Source organism: Diaphorobacter sp. JS3051 (assembly GCF_015832135.1).
Lineage (GTDB): Bacteria > Pseudomonadota > Gammaproteobacteria > Burkholderiales > Burkholderiaceae_C > Diaphorobacter > Diaphorobacter nitroreducens.
This window is the reverse complement of sequence record NZ_CP065409.1, coordinates 41,994-67,383: the sequence shown is the minus strand read 5'-3', so window position 1 is coordinate 67,383 and position 25,390 is coordinate 41,994. Positions and strand designations below refer to the sequence as shown.

Annotated in this window: 23 protein-coding genes, 4 pseudogenes and 1 riboswitch; of the genes and pseudogenes, 9 read left to right on the top strand and 18 right to left on the bottom strand. The window is 64.4% G+C overall.

Annotated features, from left to right (window positions below):
* Positions 1–105: 105 nt before the first annotated feature.
* The gene (locus tag I3K84_RS22010) at positions 106–942 is read left to right on the top strand and encodes a methyltransferase (protein ID WP_196996227.1); all 837 of its coding nucleotides are present in this window, start codon (positions 106–108) and stop codon (positions 940–942) included.
* A gap of 210 nt (positions 943–1,152) precedes the next feature.
* Here the strand turns inward: I3K84_RS22010 and I3K84_RS22625 are convergent.
* The 6 genes and pseudogenes from I3K84_RS22625 to I3K84_RS21980 form a co-directional block, all read right to left on the bottom strand.
* Positions 1,153–1,356: pseudogene (locus I3K84_RS22625) on the bottom strand (Tn3 family transposase); the annotation flags it as partial.
* A 130-nt stretch (positions 1,357–1,486) separates the two neighbouring features.
* The gene (locus I3K84_RS22000) at positions 1,487–2,014 is read right to left on the bottom strand and encodes a hypothetical protein (RefSeq protein WP_196994973.1); all 528 of its coding nucleotides are present in this window, start codon (positions 2,012–2,014) and stop codon (positions 1,487–1,489) included.
* Positions 2,011–3,576, bottom strand: coding sequence for an IS66 family transposase (locus tag I3K84_RS21995; RefSeq protein WP_196994974.1), 1,566 nt, complete (start codon positions 3,574–3,576; stop codon positions 2,011–2,013). The genes I3K84_RS22000 and I3K84_RS21995 overlap by 4 nt, the downstream gene beginning before the upstream one ends.
* Before the next feature lie 80 nt (positions 3,577–3,656).
* Positions 3,657–4,004 (bottom strand): IS66 family insertion sequence element accessory protein TnpB, encoded by a 348-nt coding sequence (gene tnpB / locus I3K84_RS21990; protein WP_196994975.1) that lies wholly within the window; start codon positions 4,002–4,004, stop codon positions 3,657–3,659.
* Positions 4,001–4,399: a hypothetical protein gene (locus I3K84_RS21985; protein ID WP_196994976.1), complete on the bottom strand. Its 399-nt coding sequence runs from the start codon at positions 4,397–4,399 to the stop codon at positions 4,001–4,003. Before I3K84_RS21985 ends, tnpB (I3K84_RS21990) begins: the two co-directional genes overlap by 4 nt.
* Before the next feature lie 81 nt (positions 4,400–4,480).
* A pseudogene (locus tag I3K84_RS21980) lies at positions 4,481–7,201 on the bottom strand (Tn3-like element IS1071 family transposase); the annotation flags it as partial.
* Between the two features lie 163 nt (positions 7,202–7,364).
* Here I3K84_RS21980 and I3K84_RS21975 point away from each other — a divergent pair.
* Complete coding sequence (locus tag I3K84_RS21975) at positions 7,365–7,532, top strand: hypothetical protein (protein WP_370567845.1); 168 nt, start codon at positions 7,365–7,367, stop codon at positions 7,530–7,532.
* A 51-nt stretch (positions 7,533–7,583) separates the two neighbouring features.
* On the opposite strand, the gene thiC is transcribed toward I3K84_RS21975, so the two are convergent.
* From thiC to lpxC, 3 genes are all read right to left on the bottom strand, one after another.
* The gene (gene thiC, locus I3K84_RS21970; protein WP_196996226.1) at positions 7,584–9,428 is read right to left on the bottom strand and encodes a phosphomethylpyrimidine synthase ThiC; all 1,845 of its coding nucleotides are present in this window, start codon (positions 9,426–9,428) and stop codon (positions 7,584–7,586) included.
* A gap of 101 nt (positions 9,429–9,529) precedes the next feature.
* Positions 9,530–9,640, bottom strand: a riboswitch (TPP riboswitch).
* 33 nt (positions 9,641–9,673) lie between these two features.
* The gene (locus I3K84_RS21965; RefSeq protein WP_011806756.1) at positions 9,674–9,850 is read right to left on the bottom strand and encodes a hypothetical protein; all 177 of its coding nucleotides are present in this window, start codon (positions 9,848–9,850) and stop codon (positions 9,674–9,676) included.
* 18 nt (positions 9,851–9,868) lie between these two features.
* Positions 9,869–10,792, bottom strand: a complete 924-nt coding sequence (gene lpxC, locus I3K84_RS21960; protein WP_196996225.1) for a UDP-3-O-acyl-N-acetylglucosamine deacetylase — start codon at positions 10,790–10,792, stop codon at positions 9,869–9,871.
* Between the two features lie 220 nt (positions 10,793–11,012).
* Here lpxC and I3K84_RS21955 point away from each other — a divergent pair, with 220 nt between their 5' ends.
* Entirely contained in the window at positions 11,013–11,975 is a 963-nt protein-coding gene (locus I3K84_RS21955; RefSeq protein ID WP_231403509.1) for a cache domain-containing protein, read from the top strand.
* Between the two features lie 116 nt (positions 11,976–12,091).
* Here the strand turns inward: I3K84_RS21955 and I3K84_RS22620 are convergent.
* Positions 12,092–12,283: pseudogene (locus I3K84_RS22620) on the bottom strand (hypothetical protein); the annotation flags it as partial.
* 82 nt (positions 12,284–12,365) lie between these two features.
* Between I3K84_RS22620 and I3K84_RS21950 the strand changes: the two are divergent.
* The 4 genes from I3K84_RS21950 to I3K84_RS21935 all read left to right on the top strand — a co-directional run bounded on the left by I3K84_RS21950 (position 12,366) and on the right by I3K84_RS21935 (position 15,278).
* Positions 12,366–12,764, top strand: coding sequence for a hypothetical protein (locus I3K84_RS21950; RefSeq protein WP_196994976.1), 399 nt, complete (start codon positions 12,366–12,368; stop codon positions 12,762–12,764).
* The gene (gene tnpB / locus I3K84_RS21945) at positions 12,761–13,108 is read left to right on the top strand and encodes an IS66 family insertion sequence element accessory protein TnpB (RefSeq protein ID WP_196994975.1); all 348 of its coding nucleotides are present in this window, start codon (positions 12,761–12,763) and stop codon (positions 13,106–13,108) included. The genes I3K84_RS21950 and tnpB (I3K84_RS21945) overlap by 4 nt, the downstream gene beginning before the upstream one ends.
* 80 nt (positions 13,109–13,188) lie before the next feature.
* On the top strand, positions 13,189–14,754 hold the full coding sequence (locus tag I3K84_RS21940) for an IS66 family transposase (protein WP_196994974.1): 1,566 nt from the start codon (positions 13,189–13,191) through the stop codon (positions 14,752–14,754).
* A complete protein-coding gene (locus I3K84_RS21935) occupies positions 14,751–15,278 on the top strand; it encodes a hypothetical protein (RefSeq protein WP_196994973.1) in 528 nt (175 codons plus the stop codon). The genes I3K84_RS21940 and I3K84_RS21935 overlap by 4 nt, the downstream gene beginning before the upstream one ends.
* Before the next feature lie 129 nt (positions 15,279–15,407).
* Here I3K84_RS21935 and I3K84_RS21930 read toward each other — a convergent pair.
* Positions 15,408–18,140 (bottom strand): annotated as a pseudogene (locus I3K84_RS21930) (Tn3-like element IS1071 family transposase); the annotation flags it as partial.
* A gap of 171 nt (positions 18,141–18,311) precedes the next feature.
* Here I3K84_RS21930 and I3K84_RS21925 point away from each other — a divergent pair.
* The gene (locus I3K84_RS21925; RefSeq protein WP_196996224.1) at positions 18,312–18,587 is read left to right on the top strand and encodes a hypothetical protein; all 276 of its coding nucleotides are present in this window, start codon (positions 18,312–18,314) and stop codon (positions 18,585–18,587) included.
* 212 nt (positions 18,588–18,799) lie between these two features.
* On the opposite strand, the gene cadR is transcribed toward I3K84_RS21925, so the two are convergent.
* Positions 18,800–19,228 carry a Cd(II)/Pb(II)-responsive transcriptional regulator gene (cadR, locus tag I3K84_RS21920; RefSeq protein ID WP_196996223.1) on the bottom strand — a complete coding sequence of 143 codons (429 nt, stop codon included), beginning with the start codon at positions 19,226–19,228 and terminating at the stop codon, positions 18,800–18,802.
* A gap of 209 nt (positions 19,229–19,437) precedes the next feature.
* Here cadR and I3K84_RS21915 point away from each other — a divergent pair, with 209 nt between their 5' ends.
* Complete coding sequence (locus I3K84_RS21915; protein ID WP_196996279.1) at positions 19,438–20,793, top strand: IS5 family transposase; 1,356 nt, start codon at positions 19,438–19,440, stop codon at positions 20,791–20,793.
* Between the two features lie 12 nt (positions 20,794–20,805).
* On the opposite strand, the gene I3K84_RS21910 is transcribed toward I3K84_RS21915, so the two are convergent.
* The 6 genes from I3K84_RS21910 to I3K84_RS21885 are packed head-to-tail and all read right to left on the bottom strand — an operon-like array spanning position 20,806 to position 25,256.
* On the bottom strand, positions 20,806–21,438 hold the full coding sequence (locus I3K84_RS21910; RefSeq protein ID WP_196996278.1) for a thioredoxin domain-containing protein: 633 nt from the start codon (positions 21,436–21,438) through the stop codon (positions 20,806–20,808).
* Complete coding sequence (locus tag I3K84_RS21905) at positions 21,435–21,875, bottom strand: disulfide bond formation protein B (RefSeq protein ID WP_196996277.1); 441 nt, start codon at positions 21,873–21,875, stop codon at positions 21,435–21,437. The genes I3K84_RS21910 and I3K84_RS21905 overlap by 4 nt, the downstream gene beginning before the upstream one ends.
* Positions 21,868–23,997, bottom strand: a complete 2,130-nt coding sequence (locus I3K84_RS21900; protein ID WP_196996276.1) for a cation-translocating P-type ATPase — start codon at positions 23,995–23,997, stop codon at positions 21,868–21,870. Before I3K84_RS21900 ends, I3K84_RS21905 begins: the two co-directional genes overlap by 8 nt.
* Positions 23,994–24,230, bottom strand: a complete 237-nt coding sequence (locus I3K84_RS21895; RefSeq protein WP_370567848.1) for a heavy-metal-associated domain-containing protein — start codon at positions 24,228–24,230, stop codon at positions 23,994–23,996. Before I3K84_RS21895 ends, I3K84_RS21900 begins: the two co-directional genes overlap by 4 nt.
* A 35-nt stretch (positions 24,231–24,265) precedes the next feature.
* Positions 24,266–24,754, bottom strand: a complete 489-nt coding sequence (locus tag I3K84_RS21890; RefSeq protein ID WP_196996275.1) for an isoprenylcysteine carboxylmethyltransferase family protein — start codon at positions 24,752–24,754, stop codon at positions 24,266–24,268.
* On the bottom strand, positions 24,741–25,256 hold the full coding sequence (locus tag I3K84_RS21885; protein ID WP_196996274.1) for a copper chaperone PCu(A)C: 516 nt from the start codon (positions 25,254–25,256) through the stop codon (positions 24,741–24,743). The genes I3K84_RS21890 and I3K84_RS21885 overlap by 14 nt, the downstream gene beginning before the upstream one ends.
* Positions 25,257–25,390: the final 134 nt, after the last annotated feature.

Below are 25,390 nucleotides of genomic sequence, written 5' to 3'. Positions count from 1 at the left end.
GCCCATACCCCCGGCCGTTACTTAATGGCACAATAAAAGGTTAAATAACAGGTGTGAAACAGGTTAAAATAAAGGCATATTAAGACGACACGCAGAGGTGAGTTTATGGCCAAACTGACGAAGGTACAGCGCAAGGCACATGCCGAAGCCTGCAAGATTCTGGCGAAGGATGCGCTGTCCATCGACGAAAAAATCTTCGTGCTGGAGCACTGGCATGAAGGCGCGGAGCACATGAACGGCGCGTGCGGCGCGCACTTCACGCCGGCCGGACTGGCGCGCGACTTCGCCATCGACGCCGGCGGCGGGCGGCGCGTGATCGACCTGTGCGCGGGCATCGGCGGCCTGGGCTTCTGGCTGGACCTCGACGGCCGCGCGGGCGAACTTGTCTGTGTGGAGGTGAACCCGGCCTATGTGGAAGTCGGGCGCAAGATCCTGCCGCAGGCGCAATGGATCTGCGGCGACGTGTTCGCGCTGCCCGATCTCGGCCGCTTCGACCTCGCCATCTCGAACCCGCCATTCGGCCGCAGCGCGGCGCGCATCGCCCGCCAGGGCGCGCGCTACACCGGCGCGAGCTTCGAATACCACGTGATGGACATGGCCGCCGACATGGCCGGGCGCGGCGCCTTCATCGTTCCCCAGGCCAGCGCATCCTTTCGCTTCAGCGGTGCGGCGCAGTACACCATCACGCAAAGCGAGGCCGTCCGTGAGTTGTACGAGCAGACCGGCATCGAAATGGCCGCCGGCTGCGGGGTGGATACCAGCTTCTACCGCAACGACTGGCACGACGTGGCGCCTTTGTGCGAAGTGGTGCTGTGTGAGTTTGACGAAGCCCAGGCCTACCGCGCGGCGCATCCGCCGAAGGCCTCGGCGGCGCGGGCCGTGCGGTGCCCCCAGCGCGCAGCGGTGCGCGATGACGGGCGGCAGGCGGCGCTTTTCGCCTGATCCCCAAGGGCAGGCGCCGCAGGCCATGAGGTTCCACCGGCACGAGGCCTTCCGGCCCTACGAAGTGGGGGTCTCCTCGTTTTCAGTGCAATAAGTGACGGTACGAAAAGCTAGCACTGGCGCGGAGGTGGTGTTGGTAGATCGTTGATTTCATTGACTTTCCTGTTCACTTTCAAATCTGCGATTCGTGGCGTCAAACCGTGGTCGGTTTCATCCATTGGTGCCAGTTATCGATGCATTTGGCCGCGAAGGCAGGATTTGGTCAGCATAGCGGTCAACCGGGAAGCGAAACACACCCCGCAAGTTGATGCTCTCCAGCCTGGTGGGCGCAATCTTCCCGATCAGTTCCGGTGGAATGACCTGGCGGCGGTTCGACCAGCGATCCAGGACCGCCTGCATCTGTGAGGTATTCCAGTAAGTGTCCGCCCAACCCCGTACTTGCTGACCGGCTCGCGGCCAGGCATCGTCACCTCCTGAATGGACAGGGGGTTTTTCGATGCAGACAGGGCTACCTTGGCACCGGCCGCCGCTCCGGCGCCCGTGGTCACACGTCCACGACGTGACGCAGCAGCGCGAAGGAAACTTTCCACAGCCCACCGTCGCCCGTGTCGATGCTGGCGGTGCGCTGGTTGATCCGGGTGATGACCCCGACTTGAGCGCGCAGGTGCTTATCTTCAAAGGACACCTTCTGCCCGCGCTGGAAGTCGTCGCGACTTGGCTTGGGCGCGGCCGGCGGCGGCATGGTCGCCGTGGCGCCTTGCGTGATGTCGGTCTCTGCGCAGGCGGGCGGTTCCACCGCCGCATAGGCCAGTCGCCAATGCCGCAGCGTGGCCTGGTCTTGCACCAGGATCTCCTTGTCCTTCATCTCGACCACCCGCGCCGGCCGCATCTGCCCGCTCTCCAGCTCGAAGTAGCGCACCGTCTGCCCCAGGTGAAGTTGTCGGCGGATCTCGATCACCCGTTTCGGATCGGTGATCATCCGCTGCAGGATGGCCTGCAGGCGGTACAGCTGCAGGCTGCTGGCCTGCCCGAGAGCATCGAGCAGCCGACGCTCCTGGTCCTCGATCATCATGCCGGCTTCCAGTGCATCGGCAGCAGTTGTTCCAGCTGGCTGAGGCGGCAGTCGTTGATGCGGCTGAACACGTCCTTCAGGTACGCGTACGGCTCCACGCCATTGAGTTTGGCCGTCTCGATCAGGCTGAGGGCCACCGCCGCGGCGTGGCCGCCGCGTTCGCTGCCCGCGAAGAGCCAGTTCTTTCGCGACAGGGCGATCGGCCGCATCGCCCGCTCGCTGGCATTGTTGTCCACCGCCAGCATCCCCTCATCGAGGAACGCCGTCAGCGCGGGCCAGTTGCTCAGGGTGTAGGCCACCGCCTTGCCAAGCGCCGATTGCGGCAGCAATGCTGCGACGTGCCCCAGCAGCCACTGGTGGAAGTCGGCCAGCAGCGGGCGACTGCGACGCTGACGCTGCAACCGCTTCTGATCAGGGTCGGATTCGGCGATCTCCCGCTCGATGTGATACATCTCCCCGATGAAGCGCAGGGCCTCATGGGCCACGCCAGGCGGCGCGCCGGGCGGTGCGGTCTTGACCACCTCCATGTACCGTCTGCGGGCATGGGCCCAGCATGCCGAGTGGATGACGTCGCCACCTTTGAAGAGGCTGTGATACCCGGCGTAGTCGTCGGCCTGCAGCCACCCCTTCCAGCCGGCGAGCATGCGCCGAGGGTGCGCGCCGGAGCGGTCGGTGGTGAAGTCGTACAGCGCCGCTGGCGCCACCGGCTGCCACTGGCCTGCTGCATCGCGTTTGTGCCCGCCGGCCAGGTAGCACCACAGCCGCGCCGTGATGGTCTTGCCGGCGCCGCTGCCGCGTGCGGCCTGCATCGCCAGGGTGGTGTCGTCCGTGAGGATCACCGGGCTGGCCAGCACGTGTGCCTTTAGCGGCGGCATCAGGCGGGCCAGCAATTCGCAGCCGTCCAGCGTCCAGTCGCACAGCGTCTGCCGCGGGGCGGCAAAGCCCAGGCGCGCAAAGCCACGCTCCTGGCGCGCCAGCGGGTTGTGATCGAGGTACTTGGCCACCAGCACGTGTGCCAGCAGGCCCGGCCCGGCATTGCTGCGGGGCAGCGGCGAGGTGATGGCGCTGGCGGTGCGCACGGTGCTGCTGCCCTGGTCGTCCTCGCAGCGGTACTTCAGCCGCGCGTGCTGCAGCACCAGCAGCTTGGCTGGCGTGTATTCGATCGTCTCGCTGACCTCCTCGCCGATGCGCTGGACCCGGGTGAACTGGGCCTTCTCCTGCTCGCTCAGATCGTGCTCGACGCGCACCCGCGGCAGGCTCGGATCGATCGCGGGGCGTCCACGGCGGCGGCGATGGTGCTCGCCCACGCGCTCGCGCGTCTCGGGCGGCACGGGCAGTTCGACCGTGTCGACCCACAGTTCGGTCTGGCCCACATGCAGCACCTCGCTGCTGCGGCCGAACATCCGGTGGCGCAAGGCAGCGAGCTGCTGGGCGAGATTGGCCATCTGGGCATCGGCCTGCTCGCGCACCGCCTGCAGCTGCTGCGCGAGCTGCACCACCAGGTCCTTCAAAGGCTCCACCGCGTCGGGCAACTGGGCGCGATCGAGGTAGGCGGTGGACATGGGCAATGATCTTCCCATGCACTTCGCGGCATGGCCATTCGGAGAATCGAGAATTGCTAGACACCATCGCGCTCGATCTACTATGCAACCATCGATGCTGTGACCGCCGGCAGGCGCTTCACGCGACTGAGGTCGATGCCGTCGAGCCAGGCCACCAGCTCGCTCATGGCGATGCCGTTGCCCGCCAAGCGCGCCGGATCGGCGAAGCGGCCGCGCTCCAGGCGCTTGTACAGAACCCAGAATCCGTGACGGTCCCACACCAGCAGCTTGGCCTTGTCGCGCCGGCGCGCGATGAACACGAACACGTGTCCCGACAACGGGTTCAAGCCCATGCTCATCGCGACGATCTGGCCGAGCGCATCGATCGACTTGCGCATGTCCACGGCTTCGGCGTAGACGTAGGCGCGGATCGCCGAGGACAGGATCACGCCAGTCGCTCCAGCACCCGGGCAAGCACACGCTCGGCGCTCGCACCCGCCAGACGCAGCGTGATGCCCCCGCACAGAGCGATCTCCACGTCGCTTGCAATCGACGGCACGCTTTGCGAGCCGATCGCGATGAAGGAGGCGGAGCCCTTCGCGGCCTCGGCCGCGGCCGGCATGGTGCCGATGGAGCGGCGATGCTTGGCCAGGCGATAGCGGTAGGTGGACAGAGCCAGGGCGTTGTCGTGGCAATACTGCCGCACGCTCATGCCTTGACTGAGACGGCGATCCTCGTGTGCGAGCCAGAAGGCGTCGTCGCGCTCGGCGCCGTCGCGAACCTGGCCGGATTCGACAGCGTCGCCGCGGGGCGAGTCACCAGCTGCCGGAAGATCTTGCTGCATCGTCGTTCTCCTGTTGGATGGAAGGCTCGACGATGCCTGGTGGCTACGAGTTCAGCAAGAACGGGGAAGAGCGGACAGATACGTATTCCACGCCATCACGATGTTGGCCATCAGGCTCAACGCATCGGCCACAGCCTGCATTTCATCGACACGTTTGGCCTGCGCCGGGCTGATCCGGCCGGTATAAATGGCGCGCTTGAGGGCGTTAACAGCCTCGCCCCGATTGAGCACCCGGCGCAACTCGTTCCTGAAAGCGTCCTTGACAAAGTAGTCAGCCAAAAACGCCGTACGCAGCAACCGCCCCAATTGCACGCCAGCCTCATAGATTGGATCGCCCTGGGCGGCAGAACCGAACCGCGCAAGAGCTGCCACCGCACTGGCATGTCCGCTCATGACCGAGGCTGCCAGGTGCACCAGACTATCCCAATGCTTTTCGATCAAAGCGACGTCGACATTGGCTTCGCACACCGCAGCGATTTCTGCGGGCACTTTGGTGCCGCGTGGCACAAAGAGGTGGCGCTGTTTGAGTTCCTTCAACCGCGGGCAAAGATCAAAACCAAGCAAACGGGCATGTGACATGGCAAAGTCGGTGTAGCCATGGGTATCCACAGCAAGCTGGCTGGTCTCCAGCTTTTCTTGGCGGATGACACCTTCAATGGCCACGCCCGCCTGGCGCTCATTGAGCACAAAGGGCTGCGCATGGAAGATGCCCCACCGGTCTTTTACATGGGAGTAGATTCCAATGGAAGGTGTGTTGCGCCGAGGATCAAGCCGGGCTTGCCACACCCGTTTGGTGGTCTCCATGCTCATCATGTCAGAAGATGCCAAATCGGACCGCCCCCAGGTGGCGGCAATCGGGTGTCGCTGCATGAATTCCAGCACAGCCTGGCAGGCCTGGCTCAGACGCCGTTCGTCCCGCGCCCAGCGCATGGCCTGGCGAATGCTGGTGGCAGACAATTGCGGAATCATGCGCGCGCATTCGACCGCAGTCAGACTGGTGCCGTGGGCCATGATGCCGGCATAGACCATCAGCAGCTCGTCGGTAGAGCGCGGCTCACGTCCGAGCATGATCCAGCTAAAGCGCACCTGGGCGTCAACGGCCAGAATCACTTCCGGCAATTGAACCTCACCGATGCGGTGATCCAAAGCCGCGCGCAGCTTGGTCACTTCTGGGTCTTCGTCCTCTGCGGGCAATGGCGACAAATGGAGTTCATCATCCACGCGCAGTACGCCACTGCGGGCTGCAGCGGCCACCGCATCGACACCGGCAGTTACTCTGGCCAGCAAAGGCTTCAAGAAAGTGGCAGCCTTGCTGGGTAACGATAGACGGGCATAGTGTTTCTTGGACTCTGCCTGCCAACGCTCGTCCGTGAAGAACAAGCGCGCACGACCCCGAAAGCTCAGGCTGTGCTCAATCCAGACCGAGCCATTGCGCACCGCGCGGCGCAGGGCAAACAGGGTGGCCACCTCCAACGCCTGAAACGCCCGTTCCCGGTCTGGGCTGGAGATCGAAACCTGCCAGATCATTCCCAGACTTGGTGCCACCACTTCAACTGGCAGCTTTCTGGATCCTTTGAGATATAAAGCTTGCAGCTTGGCAAGGTACTCGATGGCAGGATGCTCGCCGGTGGCCTGCCAGGGCAGCTTTGCAATGGCGACGAGCAACGACCGCACGGGGCGAATTCCATCAATCAATCCCTCGCGGACCAGGGAGGCCCTGCTCGGTGGTTTGCGTTTCTGGGTTTCGGTGATCAAGGCTTCAAGACGGGCACGCAACTCAGCATCTGGCACCGCACCTTGCGCGCTCAAGGCAACAAGTTCGCCGAGCAGCGTTTTGTACATTGCGGCCCAATTGACGGTAGCGGGGACATCGGCGGCAGCCTGACGCCACAGATCGGCGATCCGGCGCTGCACCATAAGGATCAACTGGTCTGTGGTGGTGAACAGGCAATACCGAAGAAAGCATGCGACCTCCACGGTGCGCGCTGGCTCTTTGATCTTGGCTCCGGCTGAGGGCGGCCTGGAGACAAGTCGGCGCGCGTAGCGGCGCAAGATGAGATCGGGGATGTCTGCCAGGTGCTTATGAACGTCCAGCGTGTAAAGCAGGTCGATGCGCTCCAGTACCTCGCTGATTTGGCGGGTTGAGTGTTTCGCCGGTGCAGCCCATAGCCAACTCTGCTGGGTTTGTCCATCTGGGCGCAGCTCTGAAACTGAGGCTCGCCAGCGATCAAGTGTTGCTGGATCAACGCTGGCGGCGATGGCGGTGCCTGTTTCAACTTCAAGCTGGGCAAGTGCCGCCGCAATCAGTGTCCGAATTGCCCGCTCGTGCACGATCACCAGCTTGTTCTTGTACAGCCATTGACGCGCCCGCACGAGTAGCTGATCGCGGTCGGCGCAGCGCGCCACTTCGTCGCGCAGTTCACGTACCAGTGAGCGGCGCTGGTGCTCGCTCATCCACTGGAATCCAAGGACCGTGCAGGCTACTTGTTGGTGATCGAATAGCGTGCGCCCGCGTTCATACATGGCTCTCAGCGAGGCGACTTCTGGTGCTGCAATGCCAAGCTCGTTGCCAAGGTGGCGCCACAAGGCTACTGGAATTACCCGAAAGGCACCGAGCAAACGCCCACTCATGCGCAGGAAACCAATATGGAGCGCCAGACCAAGCTTGTGGGAATCACCTCGGCGTGCATTGATTGCGTCGCGCTCGGCACCATCGAAGGTGAAAAATGCCTTCATCTCGAAGTCGCTGATATCGCGGGGGAGCCCACGCATCCCCAAAAACGTTGTGTGCCAACCCTGCATCGTGAACCTCAAAAGTGGGAGGCCACCATACCCGTTTACAAAGCGAACAGGAAAGTCAATGAAATCAACGGTCTACCCAGACCACCCCCGCGCCAGTGCTAGCTTTGCGTACCGTCACTTATTGCACTGAAAACGAGGAGACCCCCTGTCGCGGCTGGACCAGATGACCCAGCAGAACGCGGCCCTGGTGGAAGAGTCCGCGGCCGCCACCGAGAATTTGCGCGGCCAGGCCCATGAGCTGGCGGCGCAGGTCAGCCGCTTCCGCCTGCCGGGTGAACTGGCGCACGCACTGCCGTCGCCCATGCCCACCCGGCTGCTGGCCGCGGCCTGATACGGTCACTTGGAGCCGGCCGGGCATGACAGGCCGGCGGCTTTGCGTGGGTCAGTCGGCGCGGTGGATGGGCACGTAGAGCTCGCCGCCCGTGCGGTTGAACTCCTCGGCCTTGGACTGCAGGCCCTGTTGGGCGAATTCGCGCACTTCCTGCGTGATCTTCATCGAGCAGAACTTCGGCCCGCACATGGAGCAGAAGTGCGCCACCTTGGCGCTGTCCTTGGGCAGGGTCTCGTCGTGGTATTCCTTGGCCGTATCGGGGTCCAGGCCCAGGTTGAACTGGTCCTGCCAGCGGAAGTCGAACCGCGCCTGGCTCAGCGCGTCGTCGCGCGCACGGGCACCCGGATGCCCCTTGGCGACGTCTGCCGCGTGGGCCGCGATCTTGTAGGCAATGATGCCCTGCTTCACGTCGTCACGGTCGGGCAGGCCCAGGTGCTCCTTGGGCGTCACGTAGCACAGCATGGCCGTGCCCATCCAGCCGATCATGGCGGCACCGATGGCGCTGGCGATGTGGTCGTAGCCGGGGGCGATGTCGATGGTCAGCGGGCCCAGGGTGTAGAACGGCGCCTCGTGGCAGGTCTTGAGCTGCTCCGTCATGTTGGCCTGGATCATGTGCATGGGCACGTGGCCGGGGCCTTCGATCATGGTCTGCACGTCGTGCTTCCAGGCAATCTGCGTCAGCTCGCCCAGCGTGTGCAGCTCGGCAAACTGGGCTTCGTCGTTGGCGTCCGAGGCGCAGCCGGGGCGCAGGCCATCACCCAGGCTGAACGACACATCGTACGCCTTCATGATGTCGCAAATGTCCTCGAAGTGCGTGTAGAGGAAGCTCTCCTTGTGGTGCGCCATGCACCACTTGGCCATGATGGAGCCGCCACGGGACACGATGCCCGTGCGGCGCGCGGCGGTGAGCTGGATGTAGGCCAGGCGCACGCCCGCGTGGATGGTGAAATAGTCCACGCCCTGCTCGGCCTGCTCGATCAGCGTGTCGCGGAAGATCTCCCAGGTCAGGTCCTCGGCAATGCCACCGACCTTTTCCAGCGCCTGGTAGATAGGCACCGTGCCGATGGGCACCGGCGAGTTGCGCACGATCCAGTCGCGCGTGGTGTGGATGTTCTTGCCGGTGGACAGGTCCATCACGTTGTCGGCGCCCCAGCGGATGGCCCAGACGAGCTTCTCCACCTCTTCCTCGATGCTCGACGTGACGGCCGAGTTGCCGATGTTGGCGTTGATCTTCACCTTGAAGTTGCGCCCGATGGCCATGGGCTCCACTTCGGGGTGGTTGATGTTGGCGGGAATGATGGCGCGGCCACGGGCGACCTCATCGCGCACGAACTCGGGCGTGATGATTTTCGGGATGCTCGCACCCAGTGGGTTGCCGGCCAGGCGCTGCTCGCGCGCGGTGTCCTGCATGTATTGCTGCATCCACTCACGGCGACCGTTCTCGCGCAAGGCCACGTATTCCATCTCGGGAGTGACGATGCCCTTCTTCGCGTAGTGCATCTGCGTGACGTTGGCGCCGCTGCTGGCGCGCAGCGGCTGGCGCTGCAGCGCCGCAGCCTCGGCGCGCAGCTGGGCCAGGCGGTCGCCATCCTCGGCCTTCTGGCCGTCGTCCAGCGCCTTGCGCACGCGACCCTCATAGCCCTCGGTGTCGCCGCGCGCGGCAATCCATTTGCCCCGCACGCTCGCCAGGCCCTTGCGCACGTCGATCTGCACGGCAGGATCGGTATAGGGGCCGGACGTGTCGTACACGCTCACCACTTCGCCGTTGGTGAGCTGAATGTCGCGCACCGGCACGCGCAGCCCGGGCTGGCTGCCGGCGAGGTAGGACTTGGTGGAAGCGGGAAAGGGTTCGCGCGTGAGCGCAAGCAGGCTGGCGAACTTGTCGGGGGCATTCATGGCGGGCAGCTCCTTCATCGGCGGGATGGATGGAATTGCTCCGCTATCGATCGGATGGACGGACGGAGCGCGACCCTTCTTGCGGGTGTACCCGTTTCCCCCTATCCGACTGCAGCTCTTCTTACGCTGGCATGAACCAGATCAAGTTCGCGGTTCCGGCGGTCATGGTCCGCCATCTCAGCACGCCGTTACGTGCACCCCGGAGCGGGGCCGAGTATAGGCGACTTGACCGCCAGCAAGGTGCCTTACAGCAGACGCTCGAGGATCAGCACCAGGAAGAACATGGACGCCGCGATCACGGTCCATTTGACGATGACCAGTCCAAAACGCTTGTAGCGCTGCTGTCCCGTAGCGGCAAAAAAGGCAAACGACACGCCGGCAGCCAGCAGCAGCAGAAGGACAGCCCATCGGAAGATCAACATGCACGCGTCCCCCGTCCATTACCAGGCACGCACCGGCTGTGTGAAACCTGCGGGCGCCTGGCGCTCATTCTCGAAGGTCACGATCTCCCACGCATCCTCGTGGGCCAGCAGTTCGCGCAACAGCAGGTTGTTCATGGCGTGGCCCGAGCGGAAGGCGCTATAGGCCGCCAGCAGCGGCTTGCCAACGAGGTACAGGTCACCCATGGCATCGAGGATCTTGTGGCGGGCGAACTCGGCGTCGTAGCGCAGACCATCGGCGTTGAGCACCTTGTAGTCGTCCATGACGATGGCGTTGTCCAGCCCGCCACCCAGCGCCAGGCCGCTGGAGCGCAGCATCTCCACGTCCTTCGTGAAGCCGAAGGTGCGGGCGCGCGCAATGTCGCGCGCGTAGTTGCCTTCGCCCAGATCGAACTCCGCGCTCTGCCCGGTGGAGTCCACGGCGGGGTGGGCGAAGTCGATGTCGAAGCGCAGCTTGAAGCCATGGTAGGGCTCCAGCCGCGCCCACTTGAGCTGCTGGCCCGTGCCTTCACGCACTTCCACGGGGCGCTTGACCCGTATGAAGCGCTTGGGCGCGTTCTGCAACTCCACCCCCGCGCTTTGCAGCAGGAACACGAAGGAAGCGGACGATCCGTCGAGGATCGGCACCTCCTCCGCCGTGATGTCGATGTAGATGTTGTCCAGCCCCAGCCCTGCGCAGGCCGACATGAGGTGCTCCACGGTATGCACCTTCGCACCGCCGGCGCCAATGGTCGAGGCCATGCGCGTATCCACGACGGCCGTGGCGGTAATGGGAATGTCCACCGGCTCCGGCAGATCCACGCGGCGGAACACGATCCCCGTGTCCGGCTGTGCCGGGCGCAACGTCAACTCGACCCGCTGGCCGCTGTGCAGGCCTACGCCCACGGCGCGGGTCAGGGTCTTGATGGTGCGTTGCTGAAGCATCCGCCGATTCTAGGCCGCCAGACACGGGCCGGCTGTACCCCTTTTCTATGACGTTGATAGCAGCGAAACGTTCTGCCGCCTGCGCTGCGCGTCGATCTGCAGAAGCGCTGACATACGGACAACGAGCGCGTCGCCGAACAAAATTGGAACAAATGCGGTAATTATGTTAATAAATGTTTACAAAACTCGCCATTTTGGCGAATTTCGGAGAAAGCCCCCCATGACCAAGCTCAGCCTCAAGATGAAGATTCTTGCCATGCTGGGAACGGCGCTGCTCGCGCTGATCGTGATGTCGACCCTGTCGTTGCTGCAGGAGCGCAAGCTCATCATCGACGCCCGCAAGGAAACCCTGACCACCGCCGTGCAGACGGCGCACAGCATCGTCGCCGCTTACAAGGAAGCGGCCGACAAGGGCGCGATGAGCGTAGAGGACGCGCAGAAGGCCGCCAAGGAATCCCTGCGCCTGTCGCGCTACGGCGGTGCGGAAGGCAAGACCGAGTATTTCTACATCTGGACCATGGACAGCCGCGGCGTGATGCACCCCATCAAGCCCGAGTGGGAAGGCCAGGACATGGCCGGCAAGCTCAAGGACGGCGATGGCAACGACCTGCTCAAACAGATCACGGACGCACTGCAGCGCAGCAAGGATGGCAAGGCGTATGTCTCTGCCAGGTTCATGCGCCCTGGCGAGCAGACGCTCGCACCCAAGCTGCAGTACGCCGTGCGCATCGATGGATGGAACTGGATGGTGGGCTCCGGCCTGTACACCGACGATATCAATGCCGCAGTGCGCCAGGCGCTGCTGACCGACCTGCTTGTGGTCGCGCTCGTCACCCTTGCCGTGGGAGTGGTCGGTTTTGCGGTGTTCCGCTCGGTGGTGCGCCAGATCGGCGGCGAACCTGCCCACGCCATGAGCGTCATGTCGGAAGTCGCGCAGGGCCATCTGGACACCGCCATCCCTCCCGCGCCCGCAGGATCGCTGATGGATGGGCTGTCGCAGATGGTGGCCTCGCTGCGCCGCCTCGTGGTTGAGGTGCGCAGCGCCTCAGACAGCATTGCCACCGCGGCCAGCGAGATCGCGCAGGGCAACAACGACCTGGCCCATCGCACCGAGGACACGGCCAGCAACCTGCAGGCCACGGCCAGCAGCATGGAAGGGGTCTCCTCGTTTTCAGTGCAATAAGTGACGGTACGAAAAGCTAGCACTGGCGCGGAGGTGGTGTTGGTAGATCGTTGATTTCATTGACTTTCCTGTTCACTTTCAAATCTGCGATTCGTGGCGTCAAACCGTGGTCGGTTTCATCCATTGGTGCCAGTTATCGATGCATTTGGCCGCGAAGGCAGGATTTGGTCAGCATAGCGGTCAACCGGGAAGCGAAACACACCCCGCAAGTTGATGCTCTCCAGCCTGGTGGGCGCAATCTTCCCGATCAGTTCCGGTGGAATGACCTGGCGGCGGTTCGACCAGCGATCCAGGACCGCCTGCATCTGGTATCTGTCCGCTCTTCCCCGTTCTTGCTGAACTCGTAGCCACCAGGCATCGTCGAGCCTTCCATCCAACAGGAGAACGACGATGCAGCAAGATCTTCCGGCAGCTGGTGACTCGCCCCGCGGCGACGCTGTCGAATCCGGCCAGGTTCGCGACGGCGCCGAGCGCGACGACGCCTTCTGGCTCGCACACGAGGATCGCCGTCTCAGTCAAGGCATGAGCGTGCGGCAGTATTGCCACGACAACGCCCTGGCTCTGTCCACCTACCGCTATCGCCTGGCCAAGCATCGCCGCTCCATCGGCACCATGCCGGCCGCGGCCGAGGCCGCGAAGGGCTCCGCCTCCTTCATCGCGATCGGCTCGCAAAGCGTGCCGTCGATTGCAAGCGACGTGGAGATCGCTCTGTGCGGGGGCATCACGCTGCGTCTGGCGGGTGCGAGCGCCGAGCGTGTGCTTGCCCGGGTGCTGGAGCGACTGGCGTGATCCTGTCCTCGGCGATCCGCGCCTACGTCTACGCCGAAGCCGTGGACATGCGCAAGTCGATCGATGCGCTCGGCCAGATCGTCGCGATGAGCATGGGCTTGAACCCGTTGTCGGGACACGTGTTCGTGTTCATCGCGCGCCGGCGCGACAAGGCCAAGCTGCTGGTGTGGGACCGTCACGGATTCTGGGTTCTGTACAAGCGCCTGGAGCGCGGCCGCTTCGCCGATCCGGCGCGCTTGGCGGGCAACGGCATCGCCATGAGCGAGCTGGTGGCCTGGCTCGACGGCATCGACCTCAGTCGCGTGAAGCGCCTGCCGGCGGTCACAGCATCGATGGTTGCATAGTAGATCGAGCGCGATGGTGTCTAGCAATTCTCGATTCTCCGAATGGCCATGCCGCGAAGTGCATGGGAAGATCATTGCCCATGTCCACCGCCTACCTCGATCGCGCCCAGTTGCCCGACGCGGTGGAGCCTTTGAAGGACCTGGTGGTGCAGCTCGCGCAGCAGCTGCAGGCGGTGCGCGAGCAGGCCGATGCCCAGATGGCCAATCTCGCCCAGCAGCTCGCTGCCTTGCGCCACCGGATGTTCGGCCGCAGCAGCGAGGTGCTGCATGTGGGCCAGACCGAACTGTGGGTCGACACGGTCGAACTGCCCGTGCCGCCCGAGACGCGCGAGCGCGTGGGCGAGCACCATCGCCGCCGCCGTGGACGCCCCGCGATCGATCCGAGCCTGCCGCGGGTGCGCGTCGAGCACGATCTGAGCGAGCAGGAGAAGGCCCAGTTCACCCGGGTCCAGCGCATCGGCGAGGAGGTCAGCGAGACGATCGAATACACGCCAGCCAAGCTGCTGGTGCTGCAGCACGCGCGGCTGAAGTACCGCTGCGAGGACGACCAGGGCAGCAGCACCGTGCGCACCGCCAGCGCCATCACCTCGCCGCTGCCCCGCAGCAATGCCGGGCCGGGCCTGCTGGCACACGTGCTGGTGGCCAAGTACCTCGATCACAACCCGCTGGCGCGCCAGGAGCGTGGCTTTGCGCGCCTGGGCTTTGCCGCCCCGCGGCAGACGCTGTGCGACTGGACGCTGGACGGCTGCGAATTGCTGGCCCGCCTGATGCCGCCGCTAAAGGCACACGTGCTGGCCAGCCCGGTGATCCTCACGGACGACACCACCCTGGCGATGCAGGCCGCACGCGGCAGCGGCGCCGGCAAGACCATCACGGCGCGGCTGTGGTGCTACCTGGCCGGCGGGCACAAACGCGATGCAGCAGGCCAGTGGCAGCCGGTGGCGCCAGCGGCGCTGTACGACTTCACCACCGACCGCTCCGGCGCGCACCCTCGGCGCATGCTCGCCGGCTGGAAGGGGTGGCTGCAGGCCGACGACTACGCCGGGTATCACAGCCTCTTCAAAGGTGGCGACGTCATCCACTCGGCATGCTGGGCCCATGCCCGCAGACGGTACATGGAGGTGGTCAAGACCGCACCGCCCGGCGCGCCGCCTGGCGTGGCCCATGAGGCCCTGCGCTTCATCGGGGAGATGTATCACATCGAGCGGGAGATCGCCGAATCCGACCCTGATCAGAAGCGGTTGCAGCGTCAGCGTCGCAGTCGCCCGCTGCTGGCCGACTTCCACCAGTGGCTGCTGGGGCACGTCGCAGCATTGCTGCCGCAATCGGCGCTTGGCAAGGCGGTGGCCTACACCCTGAGCAACTGGCCCGCGCTGACGGCGTTCCTCGATGAGGGGATGCTGGCGGTGGACAACAATGCCAGCGAGCGGGCGATGCGGCCGATCGCCCTGTCGCGAAAGAACTGGCTCTTCGCGGGCAGCGAACGCGGCGGCCACGCCGCGGCGGTGGCCCTCAGCCTGATCGAGACGGCCAAACTCAATGGCGTGGAGCCGTACGCGTACCTGAAGGACGTGTTCAGCCGCATCAACGACTGCCGCCTCAGCCAGCTGGAACAACTGCTGCCGATGCACTGGAAGCCGGCATGATGATCGAGGACCAGGAGCGTCGGCTGCTCGATGCTCTCGGGCAGGCCAGCAGCCTGCAGCTGTACCGCCTGCAGGCCATCCTGCAGCGGATGATCACCGATCCGAAACGGGTGATCGAGATCCGCCGACAACTTCACCTGGGGCAGACGGTGCGCTACTTCGAGCTGGAGAGCGGGCAGATGCGGCCGGCGCGGGTGGTCGAGATGAAGGACAAGGAGATCCTGGTGCAAGACCAGGCCACGCTGCGGCATTGGCGACTGGCCTATGCGGCGGTGGAACCGCCCGCCTGCGCAGAGACCGACATCACGCAAGGCGCCACGGCGACCATGCCGCCGCCGGCCGCGCCCAAGCCAAGTCGCGACGACTTCCAGCGCGGGCAGAAGGTGTCCTTTGAAGATAAGCACCTGCGCGCTCAAGTCGGGGTCATCACCCGGATCAACCAGCGCACCGCCAGCATCGACACGGGCGACGGTGGGCTGTGGAAAGTTTCCTTCGCGCTGCTGCGTCACGTCGTGGACGTGTGACCACGGGCGCCGGAGCGGCGGCCGGTGCCAAGGTAGCCCTGTCTGCATCGAAAAACCCCCTGTCCATTCAGGAGGTGACGATGCCTGGCCGCGAGCCGGTCAGCAAGTACGGGGTTGGGCGGACACTTACTGCATCTGTGAGGTATTCCACGCCATCACGATGTTGGCCATCAGGCTCAACGCATCGGCCACAGCCTGCATTTCATCGACACGTTTGGCCTGCGCCGGGCTGATCCGGCCGGTATAAATGGCGCGCTTGAGGGCGTTAACAGCCTCGCCCCGATTGAGCACCCGGCGCAACTCGTTCCTGAAAGCGTCCTTGACAAAGTAGTCAGCCAAAAACGCCGTACGCAGCAACCGCCCCAATTGCACGCCAGCCTCATAGATTGGATCGCCCTGGGCGGCAGAACCGAACCGCGCAAGAGCTGCCACCGCACTGGCATGTCCGCTCATGACCGAGGCTGCCAGGTGCACCAGACTATCCCAATGCTTTTCGATCAAAGCGACGTCGACATTGGCTTCGCACACCGCAGCGATTTCTGCGGGCACTTTGGTGCCGCGTGGCACAAAGAGGTGGCGCTGTTTGAGTTCCTTCAACCGCGGGCAAAGATCAAAACCAAGCAAACGGGCATGTGACATGGCAAAGTCGGTGTAGCCATGGGTATCCACAGCAAGCTGGCTGGTCTCCAGCTTTTCTTGGCGGATGACACCTTCAATGGCCACGCCCGCCTGGCGCTCATTGAGCACAAAGGGCTGCGCATGGAAGATGCCCCACCGGTCTTTTACATGGGAGTAGATTCCAATGGAAGGTGTGTTGCGCCGAGGATCAAGCCGGGCTTGCCACACCCGTTTGGTGGTCTCCATGGTCATCATGTCAGAAGATGCCAAATCGGACCGCCCCCAGGTGGCGGCAATCGGGTGTCGCTGCATGAATTCCAGCACAGCCTGGCAGGCCTGGCTCAGACGCCGTTCGTCCCGCGCCCAGCGCATGGCCTGGCGAATGCTGGTGGCAGACAATTGCGGAATCATGCGCGCGCATTCGACCGCAGTCAGACTGGTGCCGTGGGCCATGATGCCGGCATAGACCATCAGCAGCTCGTCGGTAGAGCGCGGCTCACGTCCGAGCATGATCCAGCTAAAGCGCACCTGGGCGTCAACGGCCAGAATCACTTCCGGCAATTGAACCTCACCGATGCGGTGATCCAAAGCCGCGCGCAGCTTGGTCACTTCTGGGTCTTCGTCCTCTGCGGGCAATGGCGACAAATGGAGTTCATCATCCACGCGCAGTACGCCACTGCGGGCTGCAGCGGCCACCGCATCGACACCGGCAGTTACTCTGGCCAGCAAAGGCTTCAAGAAAGTGGCAGCCTTGCTGGGTAACGATAGACGGGCATAGTGTTTCTTGGACTCTGCCTGCCAACGCTCGTCCGTGAAGAACAAGCGCGCACGACCCCGAAAGCTCAGGCTGTGCTCAATCCAGACCGAGCCATTGCGCACCGCGCGGCGCAGGGCAAACAGGGTGGCCACCTCCAACGCCTGAAACGCCCGTTCCCGGTCTGGGCTGGAGATCGAAACCTGCCAGATCATTCCCAGACTTGGTGCCACCACTTCAACTGGCAGCTTTCTGGATCCTTTGAGATATAAAGCTTGCAGCTTGGCAAGGTACTCGATGGCAGGATGCTCGCCGGTGGCCTGCCAGGGCAGCTTTGCAATGGCGACGAGCAACGACCGCACGGGGCGAATTCCATCAATCAATCCCTCGCGGACCAGGGAGGCCCTGCTCGGTGGTTTGCGTTTCTGGGTTTCGGTGATCAAGGCTTCAAGACGGGCACGCAACTCAGCATCTGGCACCGCACCTTGCGCGCTCAAGGCAACAAGTTCGCCGAGCAGCGTTTTGTACATTGCGGCCCAATTGACGGTAGCGGGGACATCGGCGGCAGCCTGACGCCACAGATCGGCGATCCGGCGCTGCACCATAAGGATCAACTGGTCTGTGGTGGTGAACAGGCAATACCGAAGAAAGCATGCGACCTCCACGGTGCGCGCTGGCTCTTTGATCTTGGCTCCGGCTGAGGGCGGCCTGGAGACAAGTCGGCGCGCGTAGCGGCGCAAGATGAGATCGGGGATGTCTGCCAGGTGCTTATGAACGTCCAGCGTGTAAAGCAGGTCGATGCGCTCCAGTACCTCGCTGATTTGGCGGGTTGAGTGTTTCGCCGGTGCAGCCCATAGCCAACTCTGCTGGGTTTGTCCATCTGGGCGCAGCTCTGAAACTGAGGCTCGCCAGCGATCAAGTGTTGCTGGATCAACGCTGGCGGCGATGGCGGTGCCTGTTTCAACTTCAAGCTGGGCAAGTGCCGCCGCAATCAGTGTCCGAATTGCCCGCTCGTGCACGATCACCAGCTTGTTCTTGTACAGCCATTGACGCGCCCGCACGAGTAGCTGATCGCGGTCGGCGCAGCGCGCCACTTCGTCGCGCAGTTCACGTACCAGTGAGCGGCGCTGGTGCTCGCTCATCCACTGGAATCCAAGGACCGTGCAGGCTACTTGTTGGTGATCGAATAGCGTGCGCCCGCGTTCATACATGGCTCTCAGCGAGGCGACTTCTGGTGCTGCAATGCCAAGCTCGTTGCCAAGGTGGCGCCACAAGGCTACTGGAATTACCCGAAAGGCACCGAGCAAACGCCCACTCATGCGCAGGAAACCAATATGGAGCGCCAGACCAAGCTTGTGGGAATCACCTCGGCGTGCATTGATTGCGTCGCGCTCGGCACCATCGAAGGTGAAAAATGCCTTCATCTCGAAGTCGCTGATATCGCGGGGGAGCCCACGCATCCCCAAAAACGTTGTGTGCCAACCCTGCATCGTGAACCTCAAAAGTGGGAGGCCACCATACCCGTTTACAAAGCGAACAGGAAAGTCAATGAAATCAACGGTCTACCCAGACCACCCCCGCGCCAGTGCTAGCTTTGCGTACCGTCACTTATTGCACTGAAAACGAGGAGACCCCGGTGGCAGGACAAGTGCGAGGCGGTGATGGAGGGCGCGCAGAGCGACCTCGATGTGGAGCAGGGCCTGGCCGCGCTGGGCCCGCGCCCGGCCGAAGGCACGCCGCTGCTGGTCAACCAGTACGACTGCCGGATCGTGGAGCGCGCGGCGCTGCCTGTGCAGCCGGACCGGCCCGCGCCCCAGGCTTCGCCTTCTTCCCCGCTTGCGCCGTCGCCCTATGCGCGGGGCAAGGCGATGCAGGCGTCCACCGGGGCCGAAGCACCGGCTAAGTTTTCAGTTTCTACGAGCCAGCATCTCCGGTAGTGTTGCGCGTTTCCGAAGACAGCTACTACAGGACAGATTCATTGCCTGAGGAATCGATAGCGAAGCCAGGCAATTCCGTCCGCGAGCTTGTCGATGGAAGCCGACCAAGAACGACGGACGCTTTCGCGCGTGACTGACTGGCTCAAGCAAGTTCCACCAGAGGGTTGAGTCGCCAGACGCAACTGATCCGACAGCCAAGCGACATACCCTTACTATGTGCCGGTAGAGCGGCATGCCGATCGGGATTCGCTCGACGCATCCATGAACGACGCGAGGATGGCGCAGTCGTGCGAGGCATCACCGTCACAGCGCGCACGTAGCACCATCAACTGGCGATCTAGATCATGCAGTGCCTTCAAGCGCCGCCGCACATGCGCGATGTGCTTGTCCAGCAGCGCATCAACCTGGGCGCAAGATTGGGACGGCGCAGCTGCGAAGGCCAGCAACTCGCGGATTTCCGGCAAGGGAATGTCCAGCGAGCGGCAGTGCCGAATGAAGCGCAGGCGCTCCAGATGGTGTTCGGCATAGATCCGGTGGTTCGAAGACTCGCGCGCCGGGGCTTCCAGTAACCCTTCGCGTTCATAGAAGCGCACGGTCTGTACGTCGCATTCGGCTTTGGCGGCCAGTTCACCGATCTTCATGCTCTTGCTCCACGGGGCGCACTTCGATCTCCATCCTGTCAGCGTCCAGCCTTCACACGTTCCGCCTCGCTCTTGACCATATCGAGTCCGCCCTGAACAACGCGCAACCCCTTGCTGTGCCTTGGGTTTGCTCGTTGCAGGCGCAGCGCGATTTGCAAGATATGGTGCCTGTCGAGTCGGTTTCCCTGCAAATATCTCCAAGGACTGCGATGCGCCCCAAGCCTTCTTTGCCCCAGAGCGGTGAACTGTTTCGCCCGCGCCTGGACGAGCAACTGAACATGCGCCACCCCCTGATCCGCCTGGCCGCCCTGATGGACTGGGATCAGATCGAGCAGCACTTCGCCTCTCACTTCACCTCGGGGCGCGGGCGTCCGGCATTGCCGCCGCGCCTGGTCGCTGGGTTGCTGTACCTGCAGCACGCCAACGATGCCTCTGATGAAGCCGTGGTCAACACCTGGCTGGAGAACCCGTACTGGCAGTTCTTCACGGGCGAGACCTACCTGCAGACCGAGTTGCCCATCGACCCCAGCAGCCTGACGCGCTGGCGCCAGCGCATCGGCGAGGAAGGGGTCGAACTGCTGCTGGCGGTGACCATCGAGGCGGCCCGCTCTGCAGGCCTGATCAACAAGGCCAGCGTGCAGCGCGTGATCGTGGACACCACCGTGATGCCCAAGGCCATTGCGCATCCGACGGACAGCCGCTTGCTGGACACAAGCCGCCAGCACCTGGTCAAGGCGGCCCAGGCGCATGGGCTGAGGCTGCGCCAGAACTACAACCGTGTCGTGCCCAAACTGGCCGCACAGATCGGCCGCTACGCCCATGCCAGGCAGTTCAAGCGCATGCGCCGGGCCGTGCGCACCCTGCGCAGTCGCGTAGGCCGGGTGCATCGGGACGTGCAGCGCCAGCTCGGATCGCTGCCCGAGAAAGCTCGGCTTGAGCTGCAGGAGTTGCTGCAGCGCACGGACCGCATCCTGACCCAACGAACCAAGGACAAGAACAAGCTGTATGCCCTGCATGCCCCCGAGGTCGAGTGCATCTCCAAGGGCAAGGCCCGCACTCCGTACGAGTTCGGTGTGAAGGTCAGCGTGGCCACGACCTTGAAGGAGGGGCTGGTGGTGGGCATGCGCTCCATGCCGGGCAACCCATATGACGGCCACACGCTGGCCGAGCAACTCGAGCAGGTGGGCATCCTCACGGGCACGGACAGGCCGCCGCACACGGTGATCGTGGACAAGGGCTACAGGGGCGTGGAGGTCGAAGGCGTGCGCATCCTGCGCTCGGGCCAGAGGCGGGGCATCACCAGGACGCTCAAGGCCATGATCCACAGGAGAAGCGCCATCGAGCCGGCCATCGGGCACATGAAGATGGACGGGCGGCTGGACAGAAACCCGCTCAAGGGGGCACTGGGCGATGCCATCCATGCGGTGATGTGCGGCGCCGGGCACAACCTGCGCCTGATCCTGGCCGCGCTGCGGCTTTACTGCGCCAGATTCGGCTTGAGTCTGCGAGCAGTACTGGCGTCACTGGCGCCAAGGGCGGTAGCTCAGCAGCCAGCAAGCGCTTGAAAACTCAATTGTTCAGGGCGAACTATCGAGCAACACGCGCGGGTCCGGCTCGGGCAGCGGCTTGCCGTTGACGAAAAAGGTGGGCGTGGCGCGCACGCCCACGGCCTTCAGATCAGCCACGTCCTGTTCCAGCAGCTTGTCCACTGCGCCGGTATCTACGTAAGCGCGGGCCTTCTCCAGGTCCAGGCCAGCGGTGCGCGCGAACTCCCAGGCCCGCTCAGTGGCGGGAGTGCCGTGGCTAGCCCATACCGGCTGGGACTCCATCAGCGCGTCCATGACCGGCTCGAAACGTTGCTGCTGGCGCGCCGCTTCGAGGATCTGCACACCGGCGATCGATGGCTCCCGATGGAAAGGGACATAGCGGATCACCAGCCGCACATCCTTCGGGTGGGCGGCCAGGATCTGCTTCACGTAGGGGTAGAAAGCGCGGCATGCCTCGCAGGCCGGGTCGAAGAATTCGACGATGGTCACCGGCGCGTTGGCCGGCCCCATGACGGGCGAATGCCCCCGCACCATCACATCGAACTGCGCGGCAGCCTGCTCAGCCATTTGCTGCCGCTCGTGGCGTTGGTAGAGAAAGACGGCAGCGGCAAAGGCCACCAAGGCAACAAGCGCGGCAAGGATGACGGTGGTGCGTCGGGTCATGTAGAAGTCCTTGAACGGGTCACGAGAAGCAGCACGGCGATGGCACAGAAGGCCGTCAGCGCCATCATGGGCAGCGGCAGACCGCCCAGGATGGTCATGTCGGCGCTGCTGCACGACACCCCCTGGCTGCACGGCGTAATGCGCTCGGGGATCACACTCAGGTAAAGCAGGCTGTGGAAGCCCGCCACCAGCGCACCGCCGACGGCCAGCGGCAGCGCGTAGCGCCAGACGGCCCCCTCCGTGCGCAGGGCCGCCACGCCCAGCACGATCGCCAGCGGGAACATGAAGGCGCGCTGGAACCAGCACAGGTTGCATGGCGTCTGGCCCATGACCTCGCCGACGAACAGCACCGCGAGCGAGGCGAGCAAGGCGATCAGCCAGGCGGCGAACAATGGCGCCCAGGCGGTGCGGTTTGCCTGAACCGCTGCATCAGTCATCGGTGGCTCCCCGGTTGCGGATCAGCCGCGACGAGTTGGCCAGGATGCCGATGTCCGGAATGGATTGAAGCGCCGCCGCGTAGATGGGCGGCAGCAGGCCGAAGGCCGCCAGCGACAGTCCCACGAGGTTGTACAGCGCGGTGAAACCGATGTTGGTGCGCACCACGCCCATGGTGCGCCGCGCGATGCGTACGGACTCGGCCACGAGCCGCCAGTCCTCGCGCATCAGCACGATCTGCGCCGCCTCCATCGCCACGTCGGTGCCGCCGCCCATGGCGATGCCCACGTCAGCCTGGGCCAGCGCGGGGGCATCATTGACGCCATCGCCGACCATCACGACGCGGTGGCCCTGCTGCTGCCATTCGCGCACGATGTTGATCTTGTCCTCGGGCAGCAGGCCGGCCCGGTAGCCCAGACCCAGCGGCGCAGCGATGGCGGCTGCCGTGCGCTCGTTGTCGCCGGTCAGCAGTTCGATGCGGCCAATTCCGGCAGCGCGCACGGCAGCCAGCGCGTCGGCCACCTCGGGGCGCAGCGTGTCTTGCGCGGCGAATAGGCCGGCCAGTTGGCCGTCCACCACCATGAACAGCAGCGTTTTGCCTTCGCCTTCGAGGCGCTGGGCTGCGTCGGCGGCGGCGCTGGCACCGGTATTGGCGCTGGCATCTTCCAGCATGCGGCGGTTGCCGATCTCCACGGTCAGCCCTTCGATTTCGGCGCGCACGCCGCGCCCGGGCCGTGCCTCGAAACGATCTGGCTCCTGCGCGGGCATGCCGCGCTCTGCGGCCAGAGCGCGCACGGCCTCGGCCAGTGGATGCTCGGAATGCCGCTCGGCCGCAGCGGCCAGGTGCAGCAGCGTGTTTTCATCCAGCCTGCCCAACGGCACCACGTCGGTGATGCGAGGGTTCCCGGTCGTCAGCGTGCCGGTCTTGTCCACCAGCATCACGTCGCACTGCACCAGGGCCTCGATGACCTTGCCGCCCTTGATCAGCAGGCCCTGGCGCGCGGCGGCGCCGACCGAGGCCATCATCGCAATGGGGGTGGCGAGGGCGAACGAGCACGAGCAGGCGACCACCAGCACCGCCACCGTTGCGAGGATGTTGCCGGAGAGCAGCCACGTCAGCAACGCGATCGTGGCGACCACGGGCAGATACCAAGCGCTGAAGCGGTCGGCCACTCGCTGCACCTTGCCACGGTTGGCTTCGGCGTCCTCCACCAGTTGAAGGGCGCGGCCGAAGGTAGTGTCGCGGCCGATACGTTCGGCGCGCAGCTTGACGTGGCCGAGCCGGGCCAGCGTGGCCGCATAGACCCGATCGCCGGCTTCGGCCTCCACGGGCATGCTCTCGCCGGTGATCGCGGCCTGATCCAGCGTGGCCTGGCCTTCGAGCACCACGCCGTCCACCGGCACACGCTCGCCGGGGCGCACGATGATCACATCGCCCGGCACCACGGTCTCGATAGCGACCTCGCGCTCCCCGCCGTCGCGTTGCACGCGCGCGGTCTGAGGCACCAGTGCGGTCATTTCCTTGAGCAGCCTCCGCGCGCGTTCGCTGGTGAAGCGTTCGGTGAATTCTCCGACGCGCATGAAGAACACTACGATGGCCGCCGTGGCCCACTGGCCGATGGCCAGCGCAGCCACCGCGCCCACGCTCATCAGCGTGTGGCTGGTGACCTCTCGGCGCAGTGCGCTGGCCAGCACGTCCTTGAAGATCGGATAGCCGAAAGCCAGCACCGCCAGCAGGCCCGCCCACCAGGGCACGCTCTCAGTGATCTTCTCGAACAGGCCCAGGCCCTCGCCGATGACCACTACGAACAGGATGGTGCCGAACAACAGGCCCAGCGTCGCAAAAAGCTGGCGTTGCAGCGCCTTGGCTTGCAGCAGATGATCCGGGGTTTCGTCCTCCGCGGCAGCTAACGGCTGCGGTACCGAGAAGCCGACCTTCTCGATGGTGGCGCGCAGTGCGTCAGGCGTCGCCGCGTCGGTATCGAACTGGATCACCGCTTTCTCAGCGTTGAGCAGCACGTCGGCGCTTTGCACGCCGGGTACGCGCATCAGGGCGCGCTGTGCTTTGCGGGCGCAGGCCGCGCAGTCCATGCCCGAAACGGGCAACTCCAGAGTCTGGATCATGGCTGCGCGGCCGGCACGTCGAAGCCGGCATCCTCGATGGCCGTGACCAGTGCCTCGCGCGTGACGCAGGCTGGATCGAACTGCACCACAACCTGGGGCGGCTCCAGCGAGGCTTGGGCGTCGGCCACGCCGGGCAGTGCGCGCACGGCCTTGTCCACACTGCGCACGCAACCGCCACAGTCCATGCCGTCCACGGGCAAGGTAAGGCTTTGCAGGTTGGAGGGCTGATTCATGGGAATACTCCTGATGGGCAATGGAAAGCGAGGGTTTAGAGCCAGCGCCGCACCAGCTCGGCGTAGGCATCGAATTCGCTGCCGAAGCGCTCACGCAGTGCGGCTTCCTCGGGCTTGATCTGAAAGACGGTCAGGTAGACGGCGAAGCACGGCAGCACCAGAAGCGCCGACAACTTGGCCAGGTACAGAGCCCAGCCCAGCAGCACCAGCACAAAGCCCAGGTACATCGGATTGCGCGTGTAGCGGTAAATGCCGCGCACGACCAGCGACGTGGCGGCATTGGGCCGCATGGGATCTACGGTCGTGCTTGCCTGGCGGAAAGCGAGCACGCCGGCCAGACAGACGGCCGCGCCCACCAACCCCATGGCGATGCACAGCGCCATGTGCCAGGGGCCAAGGCGCGGCAAGGTCGCGATGGGAGGCAGAAGCCACATCGCCAGCGCGGAAAGCGCTACCAGCGCCAGCGGCGGCACCTTCAGGGCCAGCGCCGGCGCGGGCTGTCGGGAGCGGTCAATGCTTCCCATGGTGGGCAACTCCAGCCTTGCTTCCGTCCGGCGCACTCGTGGTCCCCATCGGCGCCGCCACCAGCTCGATCTCGACCTTGCCCGCGCGCTCCAACACCAGTGTCAGGGGCACGCGCGTTCCTGGCCGAATGGGCTGTGCCAGGTCTAGAAACATGATGTGGGTGCTGCCAGGCTTGAACTCGATGGTTTGTCCCGGAGGCAGTGCAACACCGTCTTTCTGCCAGCGCATGCGTGCCACATCATCGGCGGTCTCCATCGTGTGGATCTCGGCGCGGCCTGCGATGGGAGATGTGACCTCGATGAGTCGGTCGGCCTCACGCCCCTCGTTCGTCAAGGAGAGATAGCCCGCACCAGTGGGGACAGCGGGGGGCGTGGCTCGCGTCCACGGCTTGTCGATGCGGATCGGGCCCAACTGGTAGTTCTGCGCCCAGGCGCCAGTCGCAGCGGCGAGTACAAGCCCCAACGTCAACAGGGGCGAAAGGCGACGAAATGGATGCGGCATGGTCAGGCTTCGCGTTCACACGGATCAATGGTCAAAGGGCCGTGAAGGTCGCTCTCTTTCACGGCAAGCCAGCCAGCAAGAAACTGGCCCTGGTCAAGCATAGAACCTATAGTTGGTATAGGTGCAAGCCTGTG

What these genes read in the sequence shown, in the direction of transcription:
- I3K84_RS22010 (WP_196996227.1), top strand. Translation starts at nt 106, where the DNA reads ATGGCCAAACTGACGAAGGTACAGCGCAAGGCACATGCCGAAGCCTGC.
- I3K84_RS22000 (WP_196994973.1), bottom strand. Translation starts at nt 2,014, where the DNA reads ATGATGATCGAGGACCAGGAGCGTCGGCTGCTCGATGCTCTCGGGCAG.
- I3K84_RS21995 (WP_196994974.1), bottom strand. Translation starts at nt 3,576, where the DNA reads ATGTCCACCGCCTACCTCGATCGCGCCCAGTTGCCCGACGCGGTGGAG.
- I3K84_RS21985 (WP_196994976.1), bottom strand. Translation starts at nt 4,399, where the DNA reads ATGCAGCAAGATCTTCCGGCAGCTGGTGACTCGCCCCGCGGCGACGCT.
- I3K84_RS21975 (WP_370567845.1), top strand. Translation starts at nt 7,365, where the DNA reads ATGACCCAGCAGAACGCGGCCCTGGTGGAAGAGTCCGCGGCCGCCACC.
- thiC (WP_196996226.1), bottom strand. Translation starts at nt 9,428, where the DNA reads ATGAATGCCCCCGACAAGTTCGCCAGCCTGCTTGCGCTCACGCGCGAA.
- I3K84_RS21965 (WP_011806756.1), bottom strand. Translation starts at nt 9,850, where the DNA reads ATGTTGATCTTCCGATGGGCTGTCCTTCTGCTGCTGCTGGCTGCCGGC.
- lpxC (WP_196996225.1), bottom strand. Translation starts at nt 10,792, where the DNA reads ATGCTTCAGCAACGCACCATCAAGACCCTGACCCGCGCCGTGGGCGTA.
- I3K84_RS21955 (WP_231403509.1), top strand. Translation starts at nt 11,013, where the DNA reads ATGACCAAGCTCAGCCTCAAGATGAAGATTCTTGCCATGCTGGGAACG.
- I3K84_RS21950 (WP_196994976.1), top strand. Translation starts at nt 12,366, where the DNA reads ATGCAGCAAGATCTTCCGGCAGCTGGTGACTCGCCCCGCGGCGACGCT.
- I3K84_RS21940 (WP_196994974.1), top strand. Translation starts at nt 13,189, where the DNA reads ATGTCCACCGCCTACCTCGATCGCGCCCAGTTGCCCGACGCGGTGGAG.
- I3K84_RS21935 (WP_196994973.1), top strand. Translation starts at nt 14,751, where the DNA reads ATGATGATCGAGGACCAGGAGCGTCGGCTGCTCGATGCTCTCGGGCAG.
- I3K84_RS21925 (WP_196996224.1), top strand. Translation starts at nt 18,312, where the DNA reads ATGGAGGGCGCGCAGAGCGACCTCGATGTGGAGCAGGGCCTGGCCGCG.
- cadR (WP_196996223.1), bottom strand. Translation starts at nt 19,228, where the DNA reads ATGAAGATCGGTGAACTGGCCGCCAAAGCCGAATGCGACGTACAGACC.
- I3K84_RS21915 (WP_196996279.1), top strand. Translation starts at nt 19,438, where the DNA reads ATGCGCCCCAAGCCTTCTTTGCCCCAGAGCGGTGAACTGTTTCGCCCG.
- I3K84_RS21910 (WP_196996278.1), bottom strand. Translation starts at nt 21,438, where the DNA reads ATGACCCGACGCACCACCGTCATCCTTGCCGCGCTTGTTGCCTTGGTG.
- I3K84_RS21905 (WP_196996277.1), bottom strand. Translation starts at nt 21,875, where the DNA reads ATGACTGATGCAGCGGTTCAGGCAAACCGCACCGCCTGGGCGCCATTG.
- I3K84_RS21900 (WP_196996276.1), bottom strand. Translation starts at nt 23,997, where the DNA reads ATGATCCAGACTCTGGAGTTGCCCGTTTCGGGCATGGACTGCGCGGCC.
- I3K84_RS21895 (WP_370567848.1), bottom strand. Translation starts at nt 24,230, where the DNA reads ATGAATCAGCCCTCCAACCTGCAAAGCCTTACCTTGCCCGTGGACGGC.
- I3K84_RS21890 (WP_196996275.1), bottom strand. Translation starts at nt 24,754, where the DNA reads ATGGGAAGCATTGACCGCTCCCGACAGCCCGCGCCGGCGCTGGCCCTG.
- I3K84_RS21885 (WP_196996274.1), bottom strand. Translation starts at nt 25,256, where the DNA reads ATGCCGCATCCATTTCGTCGCCTTTCGCCCCTGTTGACGTTGGGGCTT.